Origin of the sequence: Thermococcus sp. (genome assembly GCF_027011145.1) — an archaeon.
Classification (GTDB): domain Archaea; phylum Methanobacteriota_B; class Thermococci; order Thermococcales; family Thermococcaceae; genus Thermococcus.
In genome coordinates, this window is the sequence record NZ_JALVAO010000028.1 from 1 (window position 1) to 17,689 (window position 17,689).

Here is a 17,689-nt window from a genome sequence, read left to right on the forward strand (position 1 = left end):
GACGTATTCTCCCAGCTCCCTGAATTTAGCTTCGTCGAAGCTCTCCGTGTGGAGCTGAACCGCGCAGTCGGCTTCTTTTGCCAGGCTCATACCGTACTTCATCAGCTCGATGCTGGCATTCCATATCTCCTCGCTCACCTCGTAGTGGGGCCTCCCGATTTCTCCTATCGCTACTGCTTTTCCCTCAAAGCAGAGCTTCTGGGCGTATTCCAGAGCTTTCATCACCTCGTTTTTGGCGTATTCAAGGCCCTTTTTCTCGGCCAGATGGACAAACTCCGCCGGGTGAACACCCACAACAGCGAAGGCCTTCACCGGCGTTTCGCGGTTTATCCTCTCGACGAGCTCAAGGTGAAAGTCCATTGCCTTCATGAAGTCCTCCGCTTTCAATCCCGGAAAGCCGTAGTCGTGGGCAGTCTTGTAGACAACCATCAGGTGCGTTCCGCCAGCTCTGTGGAACTGCTTGACAGCCTCAAGGAAGAGGCCCTTGAAAGGATCAACGTGGAAGTGATTATCTAGGATTATCATAGTTCTCACCCCTACGACTGGTAAACCTCGAGGAGGTCTCCCTTTTTAGCGTTTGTCCTCCCCTCAAGGATTAAGGCAACCCTGTCGCCGTCAACAGCGAAGTCAACCCTTTTCCTGTTCCTCTGGATTTCTCTGATTACAGCGATGCCTTTCCCCTTCACCTTGTAGCCCGGATAGACAACGCCCTCAACCGTGCCGATGAGCGTTTCCCTGCCAAAAACGGTTAAGACTTCGTCCACAAGGAACCTGCCCGCGGGATTTCGAGAGGCTATGAACTCTCCGCCCGCATCTTTCTTTTCCGGTCGTTTCAGAAAGTCAAACAACCCCATACTCCCACCGGAGGAATTTGGAATAGAAGAACAAAAGCTTATCCCTTAAATCGGGCTCCCAAACTCCAAGTTAGGAACCTTTTGTTACAAACTTGTGCTTCAATGCACATTTATAAACATAGAAAGCCAACAGCTTTTCACAAACGGTGATGGGTATGGAGGACCTTGGGTACCTTTCAGAGTATCCCCCCGAACCAAGTTCACTGATTCCCCTCCTCCAGAGAACCCAGGAGCGCTTCGGATACCTGCCGAGAGAGGCCCTTGAGGAGATAGCCAATTACCTCGGAATTCCCCTGAGCAGGGTCTACGGTGTGGCTACATTCTACGCCCAGTTCCGCTTTGAACCCCTCGGGGAAATACGTCATCAAAATCTGCCATGGAACGGCCTGCCATGTGAACGAGGCAATCACGATTGCACAGGCCATAACGGAAGAGCTCGGCATAGAAGAAGGCCAGACGACAGAGGACGGGCTGATAACACTTGAACGCGTTGCCTGCCTCGGTTGCTGTAGTTTAGCGCCCGTGGTCATGATAAACGACAAGGTCTTCGGAAAGCTAACCCCCGACAAAGTCAGGAAACTCGTCAAAAGGCTCCGGGAGGGGAAGCTTGATGTCTGAGGTAAAGGCCATAGCCGTCGGCATGAACTCCTGCGGAATAGCGGCGGGAGCAAAGGAAACCTACGAGGCCATAAAGGCCGAACTGGAGAGAAGAAACCTCGACGTTAAGCTCAAGATAGTCGGCTGTGTGGGCATGTGCTACCGCGAACCCCTCGTTGACGTCATAACCGAGGACGAGATTATCACCTACGGTCACGTTGACCCGAAGAAAGTTCCGAGGATTATAGAGGAGCACGTGATAAACGGGAAACCCATTGAGGAGTGGATAGTCAAACGCGACTGGTGGGAAAACGGCGAGAGGAAAACGTGGGACGTTGACGGCTACTTTTCCAAGCAGGTAAAAATAGTGCTGGAGAACTCAGGCTACATAAACCCAGAGGACATTGAGGAATACATAGCCGTTGGAGGATACGAGGCGCTGAAAAAGGCCCTCAAGATGGAGCCGGAAGAGATAATAGACATCATAACGAAGTCCGGACTAAGGGGAAGGGGTGGCGCGGGCTTCCCAACGGGTTTGAAGTGGAAGTTCACGAGGGAAGCCAAAGGCGACGAAAAGTACATCATCTGCAACGCCGACGAGGGCGACCCCGGAGCCTTTATGGACAGGAACGTCCTTGAGGGCGACCCTCACCGCGTTATTGAGGGCATGATAATAGGCGCCTACGCGATTGGGGCAACCAAGGGCTTCATCTATGTGAGAGCAGAGTATCCACTCGCCATCAGAAGGCTGAAGATAGCCCTGAAGCAGGCCCGCGAGAGGGGATTCTTGGGGGAGAACATACTCAGTTCAGGCTTCTCCTTTGACATCGAGATAAAGGAAGGGGCTGGAGCCTTCGTCTGCGGTGAGGAAACGGCGCTGATAGCATCTATAGAGGGCAAGCGTGGAATGCCGAGGCCGAGACCACCATATCCAGCTCAAAAGGGCCTCTTCGGAAAGCCGACAAACATAAACAACGTCGAGACGTGGGCAAACGTCCCCTGGATAATAAGGCACGGATGGGAGGCGTTCGCATCCCTCGGAACCGAGAAGAGCAAAGGCACCAAAGTCTTCGCACTGTCGGGCAAGATAAAGCACAGCGGGAACGTCGAGGTTCCAATGGGAACGACGCTGAGGGAGATACTCTACGACATAGGCGGTGGCACAAAGACAGGAAAGAGGATTAAAGCGCTCCAGCTCGGCGGGCCTTCAGGAGGTTGCATCCCGGAGAGCCTATTTGACACGCCGGTAGACTACGAGAGCGTGAACGCGACGGGGGCCATAATGGGGAGCGGTGGAATGGTCGTCATGGACGAGGATACGTGTATGGTTGACGTTGCCAAGTTCTTCCTAGACTTCACGGTCAAGGAGTCCTGCGGAAAGTGCACTTTCTGCAGGATTGGCACTAAGAGAATGCTCGAAATCCTGGAGAGATTCACCGAGGGAAAGGCGACGGAAGAAGACCTCGACAGGCTTGAGAGACTCGCCCATCACGTCAAGGCCGGTTCGCTCTGCGGTCTCGGACAGACCGCCCCTAACCCCGTTTTGACGACGCTCCGCTACTTCAGGGACGAATACCTGGCCCATATCGAGGGGAAATGCCCCGCAATGGTCTGCAAGCCCCTCATAAGGTACGTCATCGTTCCCGAGAGGTGCACCGGCTGTACTGCATGTGCAATCTTCTGCCCGGCCAAGGCAATAACCGGCGAGAGGCTTAAGCCCCACGAGATAGACCAGGAGAGATGCATCAAGTGCGGAACCTGCTACGAGGTCTGCCGGTTCAACGCGATAGAAATCCTTACGGGGGGTGAGTGATATGGTAAAGCTCATCGTTGACGGGAAAGAAGTTGACGCCCCTAGAGATAAGCCCCTAATAGAGTTCCTGCGGGAGATTGGCCACGTCCCGGGCTTCTGCTACACTGGAGAGCTTGAACCCTACGGTTCCTGTCGTCTATGCCTCATCGAGACGGAGAGAGGAATAACTACGGCGTGCACCCTTAAACCTGCGGAAGGAATGCGAATAGAGACACTGAGCGAGAAGGTCATCGAGATGAGAAGAAGCGCCCTTGAGCTTCTTCTTTCGAGCCACTACGGGGATTGTATAGGCCCCTGTCAGGACGCCTGCCCGGCTCATGCAGATATACAGAGCTACCTCGCACTCATAGCGATGGGCAAGTATCACGAGGCCGTTAAGCTGATGAAGGAGAAGTACATCCTCCCGGCGGTGCTCGGAAGGGTCTGCCCGGCCTTCTGCGAGGAAGCATGCAGGAGAAACCTCGTGGACGAGCCTGTGGGGATAAGGCTTGCGAAGCGCTTCGCAGCGGACTACGACCTTGAGAATGGCCCCTGGATGCCTGAAATACCGCCCTCGACGGGAAAGAGGATTGCAGTTGTTGGAGGCGGACCTGCTAGCCTCGCCTGCGCCTACTACCTCAGGCTGAAGGGTCATGAGGTTACCATCTTCGAGGCCATGCCCCAACTCGGCGGAATGACTCGCTACGGCATTCCAGAGTACAGACTTCCGAGGGATGTCCTTGATAGGGACATAGCGACCGTGATAAACACTGGAATAAGTGTAAGAACCAACACAACCCTCGGCAGGGACGTGAGCTTAGAAGAGCTGAGGGAAAACTACGACGCCGTTTTCTTGGCCATCGGAGCGTGGAAGAGCAGAAAGATGGGGATTCCCGGGGAGGACCTCAAGGGGGTAATGCACGGCATAGAGTTCCTCAGAAAGGTGAACACAGGAGAGAAAGTAGAGCTCGGTGAGCGCGTTATAGTGGTAGGCGGTGGGAACACCGCGATGGACGTCGCAAGGACTGCTCTGAGGCTCGGTGCAAAGGTTACTGTTGTCTACCGCCGTTCAAAGGCAGAGATGCCGGCAAACGAGCGCGAAGTGGAGGAAGCCATGGAGGAAGGCGTTGAGTTCCTCTTCCTGACCAACCCCGTCAGAATTCTCGGCGATGGAAGGGTAGAGGAGGTAGAACTAATCAGGATGCGCCTTGGCGAACCGGATTCAAGCGGAAGAAGGAAGCCTATCCCAATTGAAGGCTCGGAATTCCGCGTCAAGGCCGACAACGTGATTCTGGCGATAGGTCAGCACTGTGACGAGGAGTTCCTGAGGGGTCTTGGAATTGAGACGAGGCGGGGAAGGGCTGTTGTTGAGGAGATTACACTTCAGACGAACCTTCCGGGAGTCTTTGCCGGTGGAGACCTAGTTCTCGGGCCCTCAACGGTCATCGAGAGCATAGCAACGGGAAGAAGGGCGGCGATAATGATAGACCTATACCTCAAAGGTAAGCTCGAGAAGGCAAGGGAAGTCCTTATGGAGCCGGAGAAACACATCGAGGAAATTCTCGAGGACGGAGAACTCTACGAACTCCTCTTCGACCTCAAGCCCTACAACCACTGGAGATATGTAAGCGAGGAGGACTACCGCGAAACGAAGAGAAGACCGAGGGCCAAGGCGAAGCTCACCGACCCAGAAAAGAGGATTACTGGCTTTGAGGAAGTAGAGAAAACGTTGAACGAAAGCGAAGCAAGGAGAGAAGCCTCGCGCTGTATGAGCTGCGGCTGTCTGGCCGTCTTCGACTGCAGGCTGAGGGAGTACGCGACAATCTATAACGTGAAGCCCCAACTGGGCAGGGGAGAAAAGCGCTTTGAGGTTGATGAAAGTCACCCGTATATAACCCTCGACCCCAACAAATGCGTCCTCTGTGGCCTCTGCGTCCGTTTCACCCAGGAAATTTCAGGCGAAGGACTGATAGACTATTTGTTCAGGGGCTACAACACAAGGGTCGGACCACCGCTCGGAGATAAGATGGCAGACCTAAGGGGAAGTTTCGTTGGGGAGCTGGCGGATATCTGCCCGGTCGGGGCGATAGTGGAAAGACCACCCCTGACAAAGCCCGGCCCATGGAAAACGGAAAAAATTAGAACAGTTTGTAACGGCTGTTCCTTTGCCTGCGAAATGGCAGTTGAAGTCTACGCGGGAACTCTCGTAAGGGCTTCAAGTGTCGAGAACTCGTGGAACAGATACATCTGCGACATTTGTAGGTTTGAAAGGCCCTGGGAGAAGTCTCTTAAGGGCCCCCTCCTCAACGGAAGACCTGTGAGCTGGGAAGAGGCTAAGAGCTTCATTGAAAAGGAAAATTACGCCCTGATTCTGACGCCTGACCTAACCAACGAGGAAATAGAGGCCCTGAAGTCCTTCGCCAAGCAGAGGGGTATTCCAATAGGGTCAACAGTGAGCGGAAGCTCCTCAACGGCGACCCTCTATGACGTCAGGAAGGCGAGGCGTGTCCTTCTCATGGCAGACCCGGAGAAGTTCCCTCTACTCAAGGTTCTCCTGAGAGGGAAGGAAATCGTCGAAGAGAGCTACGACCTGGCGGTGGTTGAGGGACCTGCAGAACCGCTCGATGTCCCAACGCTTATACTCCGGAAGGGTGCAAACGCCGAAGGTCTGCTGAGGGCGGGGATAACCGGCATACCAAAGGCCGAGCGTTACGTAGTTGTTTCAAACGAGCCCGTTGAGCTACCGGGGGACGTTCTCTTGGTCCCCGCAGGAAAATGGGCCGAGAAAAGCGGGACCGTGACCCACGCCCTTGGAATTGATATAAAAGTCGGGGTAAATGGGGGTCGTTCCCCTCTGGAACATTTCTTTTAGCTTTTTCAGCTCTTTCTACCACCACTCCATTATGTCAGAAGGTTGGAGAAAAACTTCATCTCTTCCCTCGAGGAGTGTAAATATAGACTTCCTGAATTTTAAGAGAAACATGTCCCCATGATCATGAAGCTCAATTACCGACGTGGCAACACCCTCAAGAAGAGGTAGTGGGTTTGTTGGAAAGCCCTTGATAACGTTACCCTCAATTATGTTGAGTGTCATTCTTTTTTCATTCCCCAAGGTTTCTTTTAGGTGGTTTACTATGACGTAGACGCCTTTAATATCCCTCTGAAAACCAAGGAGTCTCTCGAACCCGGTGACTATGTAAACATACTTCTCATCACCCATAGCCTTCGCTATGGCCTTCTCTTTTTTCTGGAGGTAGAGCGCGGGATCCGCCTCAAATTGGATTTTATCGACAACGTTGCCAACCTCATCTATGCCACCGATCTTTAGAACTCCGACATGCTCCATTGGAGGCATGAGTCCCATAATGTCGAAGTGCTTTACATAACCCGCAAAGGTGTCAAATATGTCTTCAACAAGAACGGGAAGACCAAGATTGTAGGAATGATTCAAAAGTGTATAAAGAGTAAGTTGGGCTCCAATTGAAGAATAGTTTTCAACCAAGGTGAGACCACCAAACTGAACTGAGTTAAACATTGAAAGAACATCGTTTTTTGAGGCAACACCTTTGAGCTCAACTCCTGCCACGGAAAACACCTCCAACGTCTATGGTGAATCCTCTCCCGATCAGGTCAAGATCTGGACTGCGGAGTATAGACAACTTAACTCCCGTTGGGTAACTGTGAAAAGTCCAAACACTTGTGGCGATTCTTCTCAACTCAAGCCATACATAAGGTGGAAGACTTCGCATAAGCTCAGTATGGAGCATATAGAAAGCTTTCCTGCGTTTATCTCCAACATATCGCTGAATCCCGAGGAGGAACCTGTAAAAATCTCGGACATCTCTAACGAAATAAAGAAGACTTTCCATGCCCAAAGCTATGTTTACAGCTGATTTATCGAATTTTTCAACTGTGTTTGAAAATACTTTGTTATAGTTTCTCAACAAAACTCTTGGATCGGGGTGAAATATTACACGTTGAATTTTACCACCAACTTCCTTTTTTCCACCCGTTTTGAGAATATGAGCATGGGTAATGTCAACATTAAGGCCCAACATTCTGGAATGAACAAGAATCGTATACAAACAATCAAAGTTATCATCTACTAGAAAGGGAATCTCCTTCTCCCGAGTATAATCGGCCAAAAGTTTGAGGGCAAACTCTGGAACATATGAAGTGTTATACTCAACAATGACAGTCTCTCCAGGTTTTACAATTTCCAAGAGTTCTTGAACATCAACTTCCATTGCAACCCCACAACTATAAGTAAAGACATGCAACTATAAAAACACTTCCCTGTCACAAATTTAAACACTTCTTTATAAGCATCTAGGCCTTATAGTCAAGTGGTTGTCTATATTAAAAGTTGAACTTATAAAGTGAAGTAAAGGGGATTATATTACAGCAGGAATCCCAGGAATCCTCGGGAAGGGCTGAACCTCCGCTATGTGTTTTGCCCCGACAATGTAGCGGACGAGTCTCTCTATTCCAATCCCGGCCCCGGCGCTTGGTCTTAGAAGGCCTGCCCTGGCAACCTCGAGGTATGACCTAAAAGCTTCCTCGCTCAGACCGGAGGAGCGTATTTTGGCAAGTATCTTTTCGTACTCCCACTCCCTTTCTCCTCCGCTGGAAACCTCACCGTAGCCCTCCGGAAGATAGAGGTCGTAGTTCCTCCAGATTCCGTCAACTTCCCTGTCGTAGAACTCCCTTGGAATCCCCGTTATCCAGAAGGGCTCTCCCAAAGCTCTGCTCGCTTCCTCCTCGCTTCCAAACTCCTCCCTGATTTCCTCGATGGTAAACCTTTTGAATGGTCTCTTCACCTTTGGCAGTTCCCTCTCAAAGGACTCCCAAACCACAGGTCTAAGCTCCCTGAAAAGGCCCGAGATCAGCTCCTCTATGAGACCCATAACATCGTCCATGCTCGCCCCAGCGATTTCCATGTCGAGCTGGGTGAACTCGTATGCGTGCCTGCCATCGTCCGCTTCCCTGCCTTCGAGCCTTATGTTCGGCGAGAGGACGAAGAGCCTGTCAACTCCCATGGCTATTGCAATCTGCTTGTGGAGTATCATGCTGTGAGTCAGTCTCAGCTTCTCGCCGTAGATTTCAACTTCCGGTGGCTTCAGGGCCTCTCCCGCGGCAGGGTCCGGCCAGAGGGGGTCGGTTATCGAGCTCAGAACAATGGGAAGTAGCCATCGGAAGCCCCTCTTTGAAAGCTCGCCGGTAAGGTAGGCAATCGCCCTCGTCTGAACCTCAGCTATTGGGTCAATTTTCCTGCTTACAATTTGGAGAGCGTTCATGTTAATCACCAATTTTTCGTCAAGTTGTTTGGGGTTTATTGCCTTTGTGCAAAAATCCTTGAATTTTTGCCAAAAATGATAGAAATTGAGCAAATTTTTTGATGAAATTCCTAAATTTTAAGATTAAATTATCATAATTTCAATGAAGCTCAGGGAGCCAAACGGCAGAGTTATAACTCCCGAAGCGGAATACCCCCGGTGGAAGCCATGGGCGTCTACATCTTTAAGCCAGAGGATTTGATACGCTACGGTTCGGCAAGGCCCGAGCAGATGGAACTCCTGAAGGAGGAAATCCTAGCCAAGAGGGACGTTCTCATCGCCGGCACGAGCAGGAGCGGAAAGACGAAGCTCGTCGAGGCGCTCCTCCACTACGTTCCTGAGGAGTGGAAGGTTGCCGTCGTTACCGCCTACGGCGAGTTCAAACCCTTCAGGAAGAACATCGAGATCATCGATACTGCATTCGACCAGAGGAGCACTGATGAGAGAACAGATGAAGTCATTGAAAAAATAAGAAAAATAAAGCCGGACTACGTTGTTATAGACACCCTTCACACCATCAGCGTTCCGAGGGTTCTTGACGAGCTGATAGATGACTATGCCTTCATCGTAACGTCCCTGGCCATGAGCGACGACCTGAAGGCTGAAACAATGCACTGGCTCGGGATAGATGAGAACACCTTCAACCGCTTTGACATCCTCGTGGAGCTGAGCAGGGACTGGAGGACCGGAATGAAGAAGATAAACAGGATTTACAGGATAAAGGACGGGGAGTTAATCCCGGTAATTTAATCCCTCCACAATTTTTTGAAAACTTTAAGGTAGCCCTTTCTCCAGGCCAAGTAGAGAACCCCGTTGAAAGCCAGCGTTGTCAATAGCGCAAGGCTCAGGGAGCTGAACGTTATTCCCGCCATGCTGTACTGGGTTCTTCTGAACATTCCGAGGGAAACGTAGTCCTCCGGGGTCATGTGCCTCATTTTCAGTTCCGCCCTGACGGTTCCATTCTCGGGCTGAAGGGAGAGCATGTGGTTCCACGTTACGACGTAGAGCTTAACGTGGGTCCCGTTTTCAGCGCAGTTGGGGACAGTAACGTTCCGTTCAAGCCAGAGGCATTTTCCACCAGGGAGGAGTTTCCCGTGAACCTCAACGTGGCCCCTTGTCTGGAAGTAAAAGGCGCCGTCTTCCGGGTTTATCTTGAACACCTCTATGTCCTGCGTTGCCCCGCTGTAAACGAGACCCCTGAAAAAGCGGTAGAGCTTGTCTATGACCGAGTTAGAGAAGTACTCGTCCCGCCAGACGATGTAGTACTGAATCGTCCCGTTACGAGATACCATGTAGAGGATTCCCTGGGGCATATCGCCCGGCTCGGCGTAAACTACCGGGCTGTATTCCTTAACTTTCTCGGTCTCCCACGGCAGGTAGCCCTCAAGGGAATAACCGCTGGATGCGAGGCCTACAAACCAAAAAAGGAGCGTGTTCAGAATCAGCCAGAGAACGATAAGACCGACCTTTCTCTTTGAAACCATAGTCTTTCACTAAAATGAAAAGGTGGAAGTCAGCCCTTAAGCTTTTCTATGACCTCCCTGAGGTTGTCGAGCATCTCCCTTATGTCGTCGAAGGTCATGTAGCCCATGTTTCCAATCCTGAAGGTCTTCTCTGCCACGCTTCCGTAGCCTTTAGCCAGCTCAAATCCGCGCTCGCGCATGGCGTTGTAAACGTCTATTCCCTTCATTCCCTCGGGGACCACAACGGCGGTAATGGTGGGACTCTCGTAACCGGGCTCGGCCAGAATTCCTAGGCCCATCTCCTTGACTCCGTTCCTTATCATCTCGCTCCTCTTCCTGTACATGTCGAGCCATTTCTTCTTTCCGCCCATCTTTTCGATTATCCTCAGGACGACGTTGAGGCCGAATATCTGCGGGAGCGGTGGAGTTGATGGCGTTCCCTTCTTCTTCTCGTTGAACTTCTTGTAGAGGGGCAAATCGAAGTACCAGCCGCGCTCCGGCATCTTCTCCGCTATCTCAAAAACCCTCTCGCTCACTGCCGCGACAGCAAGTCCCGGCGGAACGCCGAAGGCCTTCTGACTGCTCGCGAAGACGAGGTCAATGTCCCACTTGTCGAACCTTATGTCTGCTCCCCCCATGGCCGAAACCGCATCGACGAAGAGGAGCTTGTCGTGCTCCTTAACTACCTTCGCCAGCTCCGGGAGCGGGTTGAGGACACCGGTGGATGTCTCGTTGTAGGTTATCGTTACCGCGTGCACCTCTGGATTCTTCCTCAAGGCATCGTCGAGCTCCTCCGGCTTAACCGCCTGCCCGGGTTCCTTCTCAAGGATTACGGCCTTCCTGCCGTTGGCCTCGACAACATCTGCAAAGCGCTTTCCAAAGGCCCCTATAATAGTGACGAGAACCTTTTCACCCCTTGGTATCGTGTTTCTAACAGCTGACTCCATGAATCCGGTTCCAGAGCTCGGAAAGAGAATTATCTCGCCTTTATCTGCCTCAAGGAACTTCTTCAGCCTCTCGAGGGTGTCAACGTGGACGGCTTTAGCCTCGGCAGAGCGGTGGCTGAACATCTGGACGGACATTATCGCGAGAACCTCGGGGAAGCAGGCAACAGGACCAGCTGTGAAGAGCTTGTACTTTGGCTTCACCATCTCGTAGACTTCCCTGTAAGCGTCTTCATAGGTCATGTCGAAGCGTAACTCCATCTCAATCACCTCGGAGAGCTTTGGGGAGATGATGTAAAAAGGCTTCGTTCGGCTATTTGCGAAAAATCGGAACGTTATCACGTCTTTTTGAGGAGATTTTCGAAAAACCTTCGAGGGGAGAATCCTTTTAAGTCAAGCACATAGCGTTCAAAAGGTGGTCTAATGGAGCGGAAGCGCCTCGCCGGAATAGTCCTGCTCATCGTCTCGGCCTTCACCGGAACCATAGCCTTTCGCTTAGCTACCCCCGCCATAGCGTTCTACACCCGCGACGTTCTAAAGGCCAGCATGCTGGCTGTTTCCCTCGTTTCGATGTCCTTCGTTCTGGCGAGGGCCTTCTCCTCAGTCCTCGGCGGTTTTATGCTTGAGAAGGGGAAAAAGCTCGTCTATCTCGGTGGATTCGCCATGATGGGAAACGCCCTGGCCGTTCAGCTCTACCCCCTGACATCGAGCTGGCTTCAGGTTTTCGGGATAAAGCTCCTCAACGGATTTCTCAACGGGATAAGCTGGCCTATGGCCCAGTTCGTTCTAGCCGTTACAACGCCGAAGGAAATAAGGGCGAGGGTCACAGCGGTTTACTTCTTCTTCGGAAGCATCGCCTCGCTCCTCGGCAACTACGTCTATGCATACACAGTAAACCTCGGATTAACAAGACAGATGTGGATTTCCTCGGCCTTTTTCGTTCTGACTGGCCTTATAATGCTCCTCAGCTACTACCTCCTCTATGGGGAGATAACTCCCAGAAGGAAGAAGACGTCCAATGGCGAGAGACCAAGCTTGAACCCGAGGAGGATTTTAATCATCGCCTCGCTCATGGCAATTATAGTGGCCTTCACCTCCGGCGAGATAACCTACGTCTACGTCTCCGAGGCCCTTGGGCTGAGCAGGGAAAGAACCGCCGTGCTCCTCGGCTGGACCGGTTTCCTGTCAGCTCTGCTGAGCTACTTCGTCTCGTGGCTTGCCGATGTTAGAAGCGAGGCAATGATGGTAAGACTGACGGCTCTGCTGGCGGGTATATCACCAATTCTGGCCTCGATAAAGACCGCACCAACTGTCTTCCTCGGGATTTTTCTGACCCTCTTTGCCTTTCAGAGCTTCCGCCCGATTTCAAGGAAGGTTTTGGCAAGCTATCACCGCTCCTCGCTCGCTATAGGCGGTGTCAATGGCCTCCAGAACATCTCGACCTTCGTTGGCGGAATGCTCTTCGGCCTTGCCTATTCGCTGGGCGAAATTCACTCCGTCGTTACACTGAACATCGCCCTGCTCGTCTTCCTTCCAGTTTCTCTTGGACTCATCGTTGAGGGGGTGAAGGTTGGGGAGGAGTAGGCCTCCAAAACTTTTATAAGGAACTCAACTCGTCTGAGTTTAGGCTTAGCTTACGCTCATTTGGAGGTGAGATTATGGGACTTAGGCCAGCGAAGATTGATAGGGACGTTGACAAGCCCGCTTACACGAGAAGGGAATACATACGCGGTGCCCCGGGACCGAAGATAACGATATTCGATATGGGCAACCTTTCGGCGGAGTTCCAATACGAGGTCAGCCTCCACGCCGAGCAGGCAATGCAGATAAGGCAGAACGCCCTTGAGGCGATTCGTATACAGGTCAACAGGTACCTCCAGAAGAACGTCGGAAGGAGCAACTACCACTTTAAGATACGCGTTTTCCCCTTCCAGGTGCTTAGAGAGAACCCGATGGCTACCGGAAGGAAGGCCGACCGTTACGGAAATGGTATGCGCAGACCCTTCGGAAAGCCCATTGGATTAGCGGCAAGGGTTAAGAAGGACCAGAAGATTCTCACAGTCTGGGTCAACGAGAACCACCTCAAGTTCGCCCTTGAGGCAATGAGAAGGGCCAAGATGAAGCTTCCATACTCAGCTTACTACAGGATTTACGACAAGGAAGGGAACGACGTCACCACCAAGGTTCTCTCCACGATGAAGCGCTGAGTTCTTTCTACTTCCTCTTATACCAAATTGTTATTAAATGCCATTTCTCATTTTAAACCGGTGGGTAGCATGGTAAGTTCACATTTTAGGGGGCTATTACTCAAACTCGGCCTTCCCGAGGAGAGACTCAGCGTCCTCGAAGGGAAAGGGGGACTAGAAGAGGACGAGTTTGAGGGGGTCAGGTACGTCCGCTTCCGCGATTCCTCGAAGGGGTTTAGAAGGGGAACGGTCGTTTTTGAGGACGGAACAGTCGTTTCGGGCTTTCCCCACATAAAGAGAATCGTCCAGCTTAAGAATGGAGTGAAGAGGATATTCAAGAACAAACCGTTCTACGTCGAGGAGAAGGTGGACGGCTACAACGTGCGCGTCGTTAAGGTCAAAGACAAAATTCTGGCCCTAACGAGGGGTGGTTTCGTCTGTCCCTTCACAACCGAGCGAATTCTCGACTTCATCACTGAGAACTTCTTCAGGGATTATCCAAATCTGATTCTCGTTGGCGAGATGGCAGGTCCCGAGAGCCCTTACCTCGTCGAGGGGCCACCTTACGTGGAGGAGGACATAGCCTTTTTCCTCTTTGACGTCCAGGAGAAGGGAACCGGAAAGAGCCTGCCGGTTGAGGAGCGCTACAGACTGGCTGAAGAGTACGGAATCCCCCAGGTCGAGCGCTTTGGTCTCTTTGATAGAACTAGAACCGACGAACTCATGGAGCTCATCGAGAAGCTGAGCGAAGAGGGAAGGGAAGGCGTTGTAATGAAGACACCGGACATGAGAAAAGTGGCCAAGTACGTAACTCCCTATGCCAACATCAACGACATAAAGATAGGCTCCAAGATTTTCTTTGACTTACCCGGGGGATACTTCATGGGGAGGATAAGCAGGGTGGCCTTTTACATAGCCGAGAAAAAACTCAGGGGCGAGGAATTCGAGGGATACGCGAAAGCCCTTGGGGAGGCCCTCCTAAGGCCCCTCGTGGAGAGCATCCTCGAGGTGTCCCAGGGCCACGATGTCGAGGAGACATTCACCGTGAGGGTGAAGAACATAAGCACTGCCCACAGAATGGTGAGCCACTTCGAAAGGCTCGGCCTCAAAATCCACATAGAGGACATTGAAGACCTCAGGAACGGCTACTGGAGGATAACCTTCAAGAGGCTCTACCCCGACGCAACCCGCGAGATAAGGGAACTCTGGAACGGACTGGCTTTTGTTGACTGAGAAGCAGTATAGCGGGCCGGGCGGGATTTGAACCCGCGGCCACGGGGTTAAAAGCCCCGCGCTCTAACCAGGCTGAGCTACCGGCCCACCCCGAGGTGATAACAGGAGGAGTATTTATAAGCTTTATCCTAACTACCCAATCCTGTCCACTAACTGTTATAAGGGAATCACCATGAGTTATAAACTCAGGTGTTTGGCATGGAGGAGCATCATCTTTTTGATTTGTCTGACTACAAGGTTCTTATTCCCAAGAAACCCGACATAAAGTATCTCTACATCGAGATAACCAACCGGTGTAACCTTCGCTGTGAGATGTGCTTCAAGCAGTACTGGGACGACCCTGAGGGGGACATGGAATGGGAGCTGTTTCTAAAGATACTGGACGATGCCGAGGAGCTTCCGGAGCTTGAGATGATATACTTTGGTGGAATAGGCGAGCCAACCGTTCACCCGCGCTTCATGGACATGGCGAGGGAAGTAAAAAAGCGCGGTTTTGCTCTGGGAATAAGCACAAACGGCTTTTTACTGACGGATAAGAGGATAGAAGAGCTTGTAAAGCTTGGTTTGGACCTAATTTATTTCTCCATAGATTCAGTACCTACGCAACCCGTTGATATCGGCCACATAAAGCCGGACTACACAAGCTCCCGCATAAGAAAAATCCAAGAGGTCAAGCGGGAACTCGGGAGAGACGTTCCGCACATTGGCGTTGAGGTTGTTGCAACGAAGGAAAATTACAAGGAATTACCTGAAATAGCCCACTACGTCGGTTCCCTTGGGGTGGATACCCTCTTAATCTCGAACCTGATTCCAATTACCAAAGAGCACGCTGATTTGATAGTTTACGACGGTTCCGTTGACATGAAACCAATCGTTGACAAACTTGAGGCCATATACCACGGCTACCTTCATAAGATAGCCGAGTTCTCCTTAAGGACGGAGCGTAGGTGTGAGTTCGTTGACAAAAAAGTTGCAGTTGTCAGGTGGGACGGGGAAGTCGCTCCCTGCTACCGTTTCCTCCACACATACCCTGAGATAGTCTTCGGCAGAGAGAAGAAGGTTTACGCGCATTCCTTCGGCAACGTCCGGGAGAAGAGTCTCGCCGAGATATGGACTAGCAGGGAGTACAGCTGGTTCCGCTACGTCGTTAAGAACTCCCTCTACCCGAGCTGTACAGACTGTCCCTTAAACGAATCCTGTTCCTTTGTGCAGGACACCCAATACGACTGCTGGGGTAACACACCCAGCTGTGCCGATTGCCTCTGGTCAAGGAGGATAGTGCTCTGTCCCATCCCTGAGAAGGGTATGAAGGGCTTCTGGTAGTTAAACAGAATAACTTACTTTGTCCATTCATGTTCCCTTTTTTGCTTTCGTCAAGTTTATTAGCATCAATGTACAAAAATGATTCGCACAACAGCTGGAGGCATCGAAGTATGTACGCCTACTGGGGTAAGATTTTGAGAGTAAACCTGACCGATGGGACGATAAAGGAAGAGCACTTCGACGAGAAGTTCGCAAGAAAATGGCTCGGGACGAGGGGCTTCGGAATCTATTATCTCCTCAAGGAGATGGACCCCACCGTTGACCCCTTCAGCCCGGAGAACAAGATAATTTATTCGACTGGTCCACTAACGGGAACGACGGCACCCACCGGTGGAAGGTACATGGTTATAACCAAGAGCCCGCTGACCGGTTACATAGCGATGGCAAACTCCGGTGGATTCTTTGGGGCAGAGCTAAAGTTTGCCGGCTGGGATGCTATAATAGTCGAAGGCGCCTCTGACCATCCGGTCTATCTCTACATCAACGATGAGAGCGTCGAGCTTAGAGATGCGAGCCACCTGTGGGGTAAGACTTCGAGCGAAACTGAAAAGGCCCTGAAGGAAGAAATCGGTGACAAGAGGATTCGCGTCGCGCTAATAGGTCCCGCTGGAGAGAACCTCGTTCGCTTCGCCGCTGTAATGAACGACGAGCATAGAGCGGCTGGAAGGGGTGGCGTTGGTGCCGTAATGGGAAGCAAGAAGCTGAAGGCTATAGTTGTTCGCGGACACAAGCGCGTTGAAGTCGCGGACAGGGCGAAGTTTACGAGCGTCGTCAAGGAGAAGACCGACAAGCTCAGAAACGACCCGACGGCGGGTGGAGGACTGCCCAAGTACGGAACTGCCGTCTTAGTCAACATAATCAACCAGAACGGTTTGTATCCGACAAGGAACTTCCAGTACAGCCAGTTTGAATACGCCGAGGAGCAGAGTGGCGAGGCCATGGCCGCTAAGTACCTCGTCAGAAACAAGCCCTGTTACGCCTGTCCAATCGGTTGTGGAAGAGTCAACAGGCTTCCAACCCTCGGCATAACCGAAGGACCAGAGTACGAGAGCATCTGGGCGCTTGGAGCCCACAACGGCATAAACGACCTCGCGAGCATAATCGAGGCAAACCACATGGCCGATGAGTACGGTATGGACACCATAAGCCTCGGTGGAACTCTAGCCACTGCCATGGAGCTCTACGAGAAGGGCCTCCTCAAGCAGGAGGACCTCGGAGAGGAAGCTCCGCCCTTCAGATGGGGCAACACTGAAGTTCTCCACTACTACATCGAGAAGATCGCCAAGAGAGAGGGCTTCGGAGACAAGCTTGCCGAAGGTGGCTACCGCCTGGCCGAGATGTACAACGGCGTTGAGTACTTCATGGGTGTGAAGAAGCAGGAGCTTCCGGCTTACGACCCGCGTGGAGCCGAGGGACACGGTCTTGGCTACGCCACCAACAACCGCGGTGGCTGTCACATCAAGCAGTACATGATAAGCCCCGAGATTCTTGGTTACCCATACAAGATGGACCCGCATGACATAAGCGATGAGAAGGTCAAGATGGTCATACTCTTCCAGGACCTTACGGCTCTCATCGACGCCGCTGGACTGTGTGTGTTCACCACCTTCGGTCTTGGAGCGGACGACTACCGCGACATGCTCAACGCGGCCCTCGGCTGGGACCTCTCCACAGAGGAGTACCTCAAGATAGGCGAGCGCATTTGGAACGCGGAGAGGCTCTTCAACCTCAAGGCCGGCCTTGACCCGCTTAAGGAAGACACCCTACCGAAGAGACTCCTTGAGGAGCCCGTTAGAAATGGTCCCAACAAGGGACACGTGGTTAGGCTCCACCTCATGCTTCCAAGATACTACAAGTTCCGCGGCTGGACCGAGGATGGAAAGATACCTGAGGAGAAACTCAAAGAGCTTGGCCTTGAGGAGTTCGAGTGAAGTCTCTTTTTCTTATTCCTTTCTAGCCAT

General features: G+C 51.9%; 17 protein-coding genes and 1 tRNA gene. 10 read left to right on the forward strand and 8 right to left on the reverse strand.

Going from position 1 to position 17,689, the window contains the following annotated elements:
* Positions 1–525, reverse strand: a 525-nt coding sequence (locus MVG27_RS02625; protein WP_297556111.1) for a TatD family hydrolase, incomplete at its 3' end; no start/stop codon positions are given.
* Between the two features lie 11 nt (positions 526–536).
* A complete protein-coding gene (gene pbp11 / locus MVG27_RS02630) occupies positions 537–854 on the reverse strand; it encodes a tRNA-binding protein Pbp11 (protein ID WP_297550562.1) in 318 nt (105 codons plus the stop codon).
* Between the two features lie 155 nt (positions 855–1,009).
* Between pbp11 and MVG27_RS02635 the strand changes: the two genes are divergently transcribed.
* From MVG27_RS02635 to MVG27_RS02650, 4 genes are read left to right on the forward strand one after another with little or no spacing between them, the layout of a single operon-like run.
* Positions 1,010–1,339, forward strand: a complete 330-nt coding sequence (locus tag MVG27_RS02635) for an NAD(P)H-dependent oxidoreductase subunit E (protein WP_297556114.1) — start codon at positions 1,010–1,012, stop codon at positions 1,337–1,339.
* Positions 1,248–1,472, forward strand: coding sequence for an NAD(P)H-dependent oxidoreductase subunit E (locus MVG27_RS02640; RefSeq protein WP_297556117.1), 225 nt, complete (start codon positions 1,248–1,250; stop codon positions 1,470–1,472). Before MVG27_RS02635 ends, MVG27_RS02640 begins: the two co-directional genes overlap by 92 nt.
* Complete coding sequence (gene nuoF / locus MVG27_RS02645) at positions 1,465–3,264, forward strand: NADH-quinone oxidoreductase subunit NuoF (RefSeq protein WP_297550566.1); 1,800 nt, start codon at positions 1,465–1,467, stop codon at positions 3,262–3,264. Before MVG27_RS02640 ends, nuoF begins: the two co-directional genes overlap by 8 nt.
* 1 nt (position 3,265) lies before the next feature.
* On the forward strand, positions 3,266–6,115 hold the full coding sequence (locus MVG27_RS02650) for an NAD(P)-binding protein (RefSeq protein ID WP_297556119.1): 2,850 nt from the start codon (positions 3,266–3,268) through the stop codon (positions 6,113–6,115).
* Between the two features lie 15 nt (positions 6,116–6,130).
* On the opposite strand, the gene MVG27_RS02655 is transcribed toward MVG27_RS02650, so the two are convergent.
* From MVG27_RS02655 to MVG27_RS02665, 3 genes are all read right to left on the reverse strand, one after another.
* Positions 6,131–6,829, reverse strand: coding sequence for a DUF257 family protein (locus MVG27_RS02655; protein ID WP_297550512.1), 699 nt, complete (start codon positions 6,827–6,829; stop codon positions 6,131–6,133).
* Positions 6,816–7,490, reverse strand: coding sequence for a DUF257 family protein (locus MVG27_RS02660; RefSeq protein ID WP_297550510.1), 675 nt, complete (start codon positions 7,488–7,490; stop codon positions 6,816–6,818). The genes MVG27_RS02655 and MVG27_RS02660 overlap by 14 nt, the downstream gene beginning before the upstream one ends.
* A 147-nt stretch (positions 7,491–7,637) precedes the next feature.
* Positions 7,638–8,552, reverse strand: coding sequence for an asparagine synthetase A (locus MVG27_RS02665; RefSeq protein WP_297550508.1), 915 nt, complete (start codon positions 8,550–8,552; stop codon positions 7,638–7,640).
* A 195-nt stretch (positions 8,553–8,747) separates the two neighbouring features.
* Between MVG27_RS02665 and MVG27_RS02670 the strand changes: the two genes are divergently transcribed.
* On the forward strand, positions 8,748–9,329 hold the full coding sequence (locus MVG27_RS02670) for an ATPase (RefSeq protein ID WP_297550518.1): 582 nt from the start codon (positions 8,748–8,750) through the stop codon (positions 9,327–9,329).
* On the opposite strand, the gene MVG27_RS02675 is transcribed toward MVG27_RS02670, so the two are convergent.
* Together MVG27_RS02675 and MVG27_RS02680 are read right to left on the reverse strand one after the other, a co-directional pair.
* Positions 9,326–10,063 carry a hypothetical protein gene (locus tag MVG27_RS02675; RefSeq protein ID WP_297550506.1) on the reverse strand — a complete coding sequence of 246 codons (738 nt, stop codon included), beginning with the start codon at positions 10,061–10,063 and terminating at the stop codon, positions 9,326–9,328. The genes MVG27_RS02670 and MVG27_RS02675 overlap by 4 nt on opposite strands.
* Positions 10,064–10,092: 29 nt before the next feature.
* Positions 10,093–11,247 (reverse strand): alanine--glyoxylate aminotransferase family protein, encoded by a 1,155-nt coding sequence (locus MVG27_RS02680; protein ID WP_297550516.1) that lies wholly within the window; start codon positions 11,245–11,247, stop codon positions 10,093–10,095.
* Between the two features lie 162 nt (positions 11,248–11,409).
* Here MVG27_RS02680 and MVG27_RS02685 point away from each other — a divergent pair, with 162 nt between their 5' ends.
* The 3 genes from MVG27_RS02685 (at position 11,410) to MVG27_RS02695 (ending at position 14,405) form a co-directional block, all read left to right on the forward strand.
* On the forward strand, positions 11,410–12,570 hold the full coding sequence (locus MVG27_RS02685) for an MFS transporter (RefSeq protein WP_297550504.1): 1,161 nt from the start codon (positions 11,410–11,412) through the stop codon (positions 12,568–12,570).
* A gap of 74 nt (positions 12,571–12,644) precedes the next feature.
* Positions 12,645–13,193 (forward strand): 50S ribosomal protein L16, encoded by a 549-nt coding sequence (locus tag MVG27_RS02690; RefSeq protein WP_297550502.1) that lies wholly within the window; start codon positions 12,645–12,647, stop codon positions 13,191–13,193.
* 69 nt (positions 13,194–13,262) lie between these two features.
* Positions 13,263–14,405 carry an RNA ligase gene (locus MVG27_RS02695; protein ID WP_297550514.1) on the forward strand — a complete coding sequence of 381 codons (1,143 nt, stop codon included), beginning with the start codon at positions 13,263–13,265 and terminating at the stop codon, positions 14,403–14,405.
* Between the two features lie 12 nt (positions 14,406–14,417).
* Here the strand turns inward: MVG27_RS02695 and MVG27_RS02700 are convergent.
* A tRNA-Lys gene (locus MVG27_RS02700) sits at positions 14,418–14,492 on the reverse strand.
* A 111-nt stretch (positions 14,493–14,603) separates the two neighbouring features.
* Between MVG27_RS02700 and MVG27_RS02705 the strand changes: the two genes are divergently transcribed.
* On the forward strand, positions 14,604–15,728 hold the full coding sequence (locus tag MVG27_RS02705) for a tungsten cofactor oxidoreductase radical SAM maturase (protein ID WP_297549034.1): 1,125 nt from the start codon (positions 14,604–14,606) through the stop codon (positions 15,726–15,728).
* 110 nt (positions 15,729–15,838) lie between these two features.
* Positions 15,839–17,659, forward strand: a complete 1,821-nt coding sequence (locus MVG27_RS02710) for an aldehyde ferredoxin oxidoreductase family protein (protein ID WP_297549032.1) — start codon at positions 15,839–15,841, stop codon at positions 17,657–17,659.
* Positions 17,660–17,689: the final 30 nt, after the last annotated feature.

Coding starts and splice junctions, on each gene's coding strand:
- pbp11 (WP_297550562.1), bottom strand. CDS start 854: ATGGGGTTGTTTGACTTTCTGAAACGACCGGAAAAGAAAGATGCGGGC.
- MVG27_RS02635 (WP_297556114.1), top strand. CDS start 1,010: ATGGAGGACCTTGGGTACCTTTCAGAGTATCCCCCCGAACCAAGTTCA.
- nuoF (WP_297550566.1), top strand. CDS start 1,465: ATGTCTGAGGTAAAGGCCATAGCCGTCGGCATGAACTCCTGCGGAATA.
- MVG27_RS02650 (WP_297556119.1), top strand. CDS start 3,266: ATGGTAAAGCTCATCGTTGACGGGAAAGAAGTTGACGCCCCTAGAGAT.
- MVG27_RS02660 (WP_297550510.1), bottom strand. CDS start 7,490: ATGGAAGTTGATGTTCAAGAACTCTTGGAAATTGTAAAACCTGGAGAG.
- MVG27_RS02670 (WP_297550518.1), top strand. CDS start 8,748: ATGGGCGTCTACATCTTTAAGCCAGAGGATTTGATACGCTACGGTTCG.
- MVG27_RS02675 (WP_297550506.1), bottom strand. CDS start 10,063: ATGGTTTCAAAGAGAAAGGTCGGTCTTATCGTTCTCTGGCTGATTCTG.
- MVG27_RS02680 (WP_297550516.1), bottom strand. CDS start 11,247: ATGGAGTTACGCTTCGACATGACCTATGAAGACGCTTACAGGGAAGTC.
- MVG27_RS02685 (WP_297550504.1), top strand. CDS start 11,410: ATGGAGCGGAAGCGCCTCGCCGGAATAGTCCTGCTCATCGTCTCGGCC.
- MVG27_RS02690 (WP_297550502.1), top strand. CDS start 12,645: ATGGGACTTAGGCCAGCGAAGATTGATAGGGACGTTGACAAGCCCGCT.
- MVG27_RS02695 (WP_297550514.1), top strand. CDS start 13,263: ATGGTAAGTTCACATTTTAGGGGGCTATTACTCAAACTCGGCCTTCCC.
- MVG27_RS02705 (WP_297549034.1), top strand. CDS start 14,604: ATGGAGGAGCATCATCTTTTTGATTTGTCTGACTACAAGGTTCTTATT.
- MVG27_RS02710 (WP_297549032.1), top strand. CDS start 15,839: ATGTACGCCTACTGGGGTAAGATTTTGAGAGTAAACCTGACCGATGGG.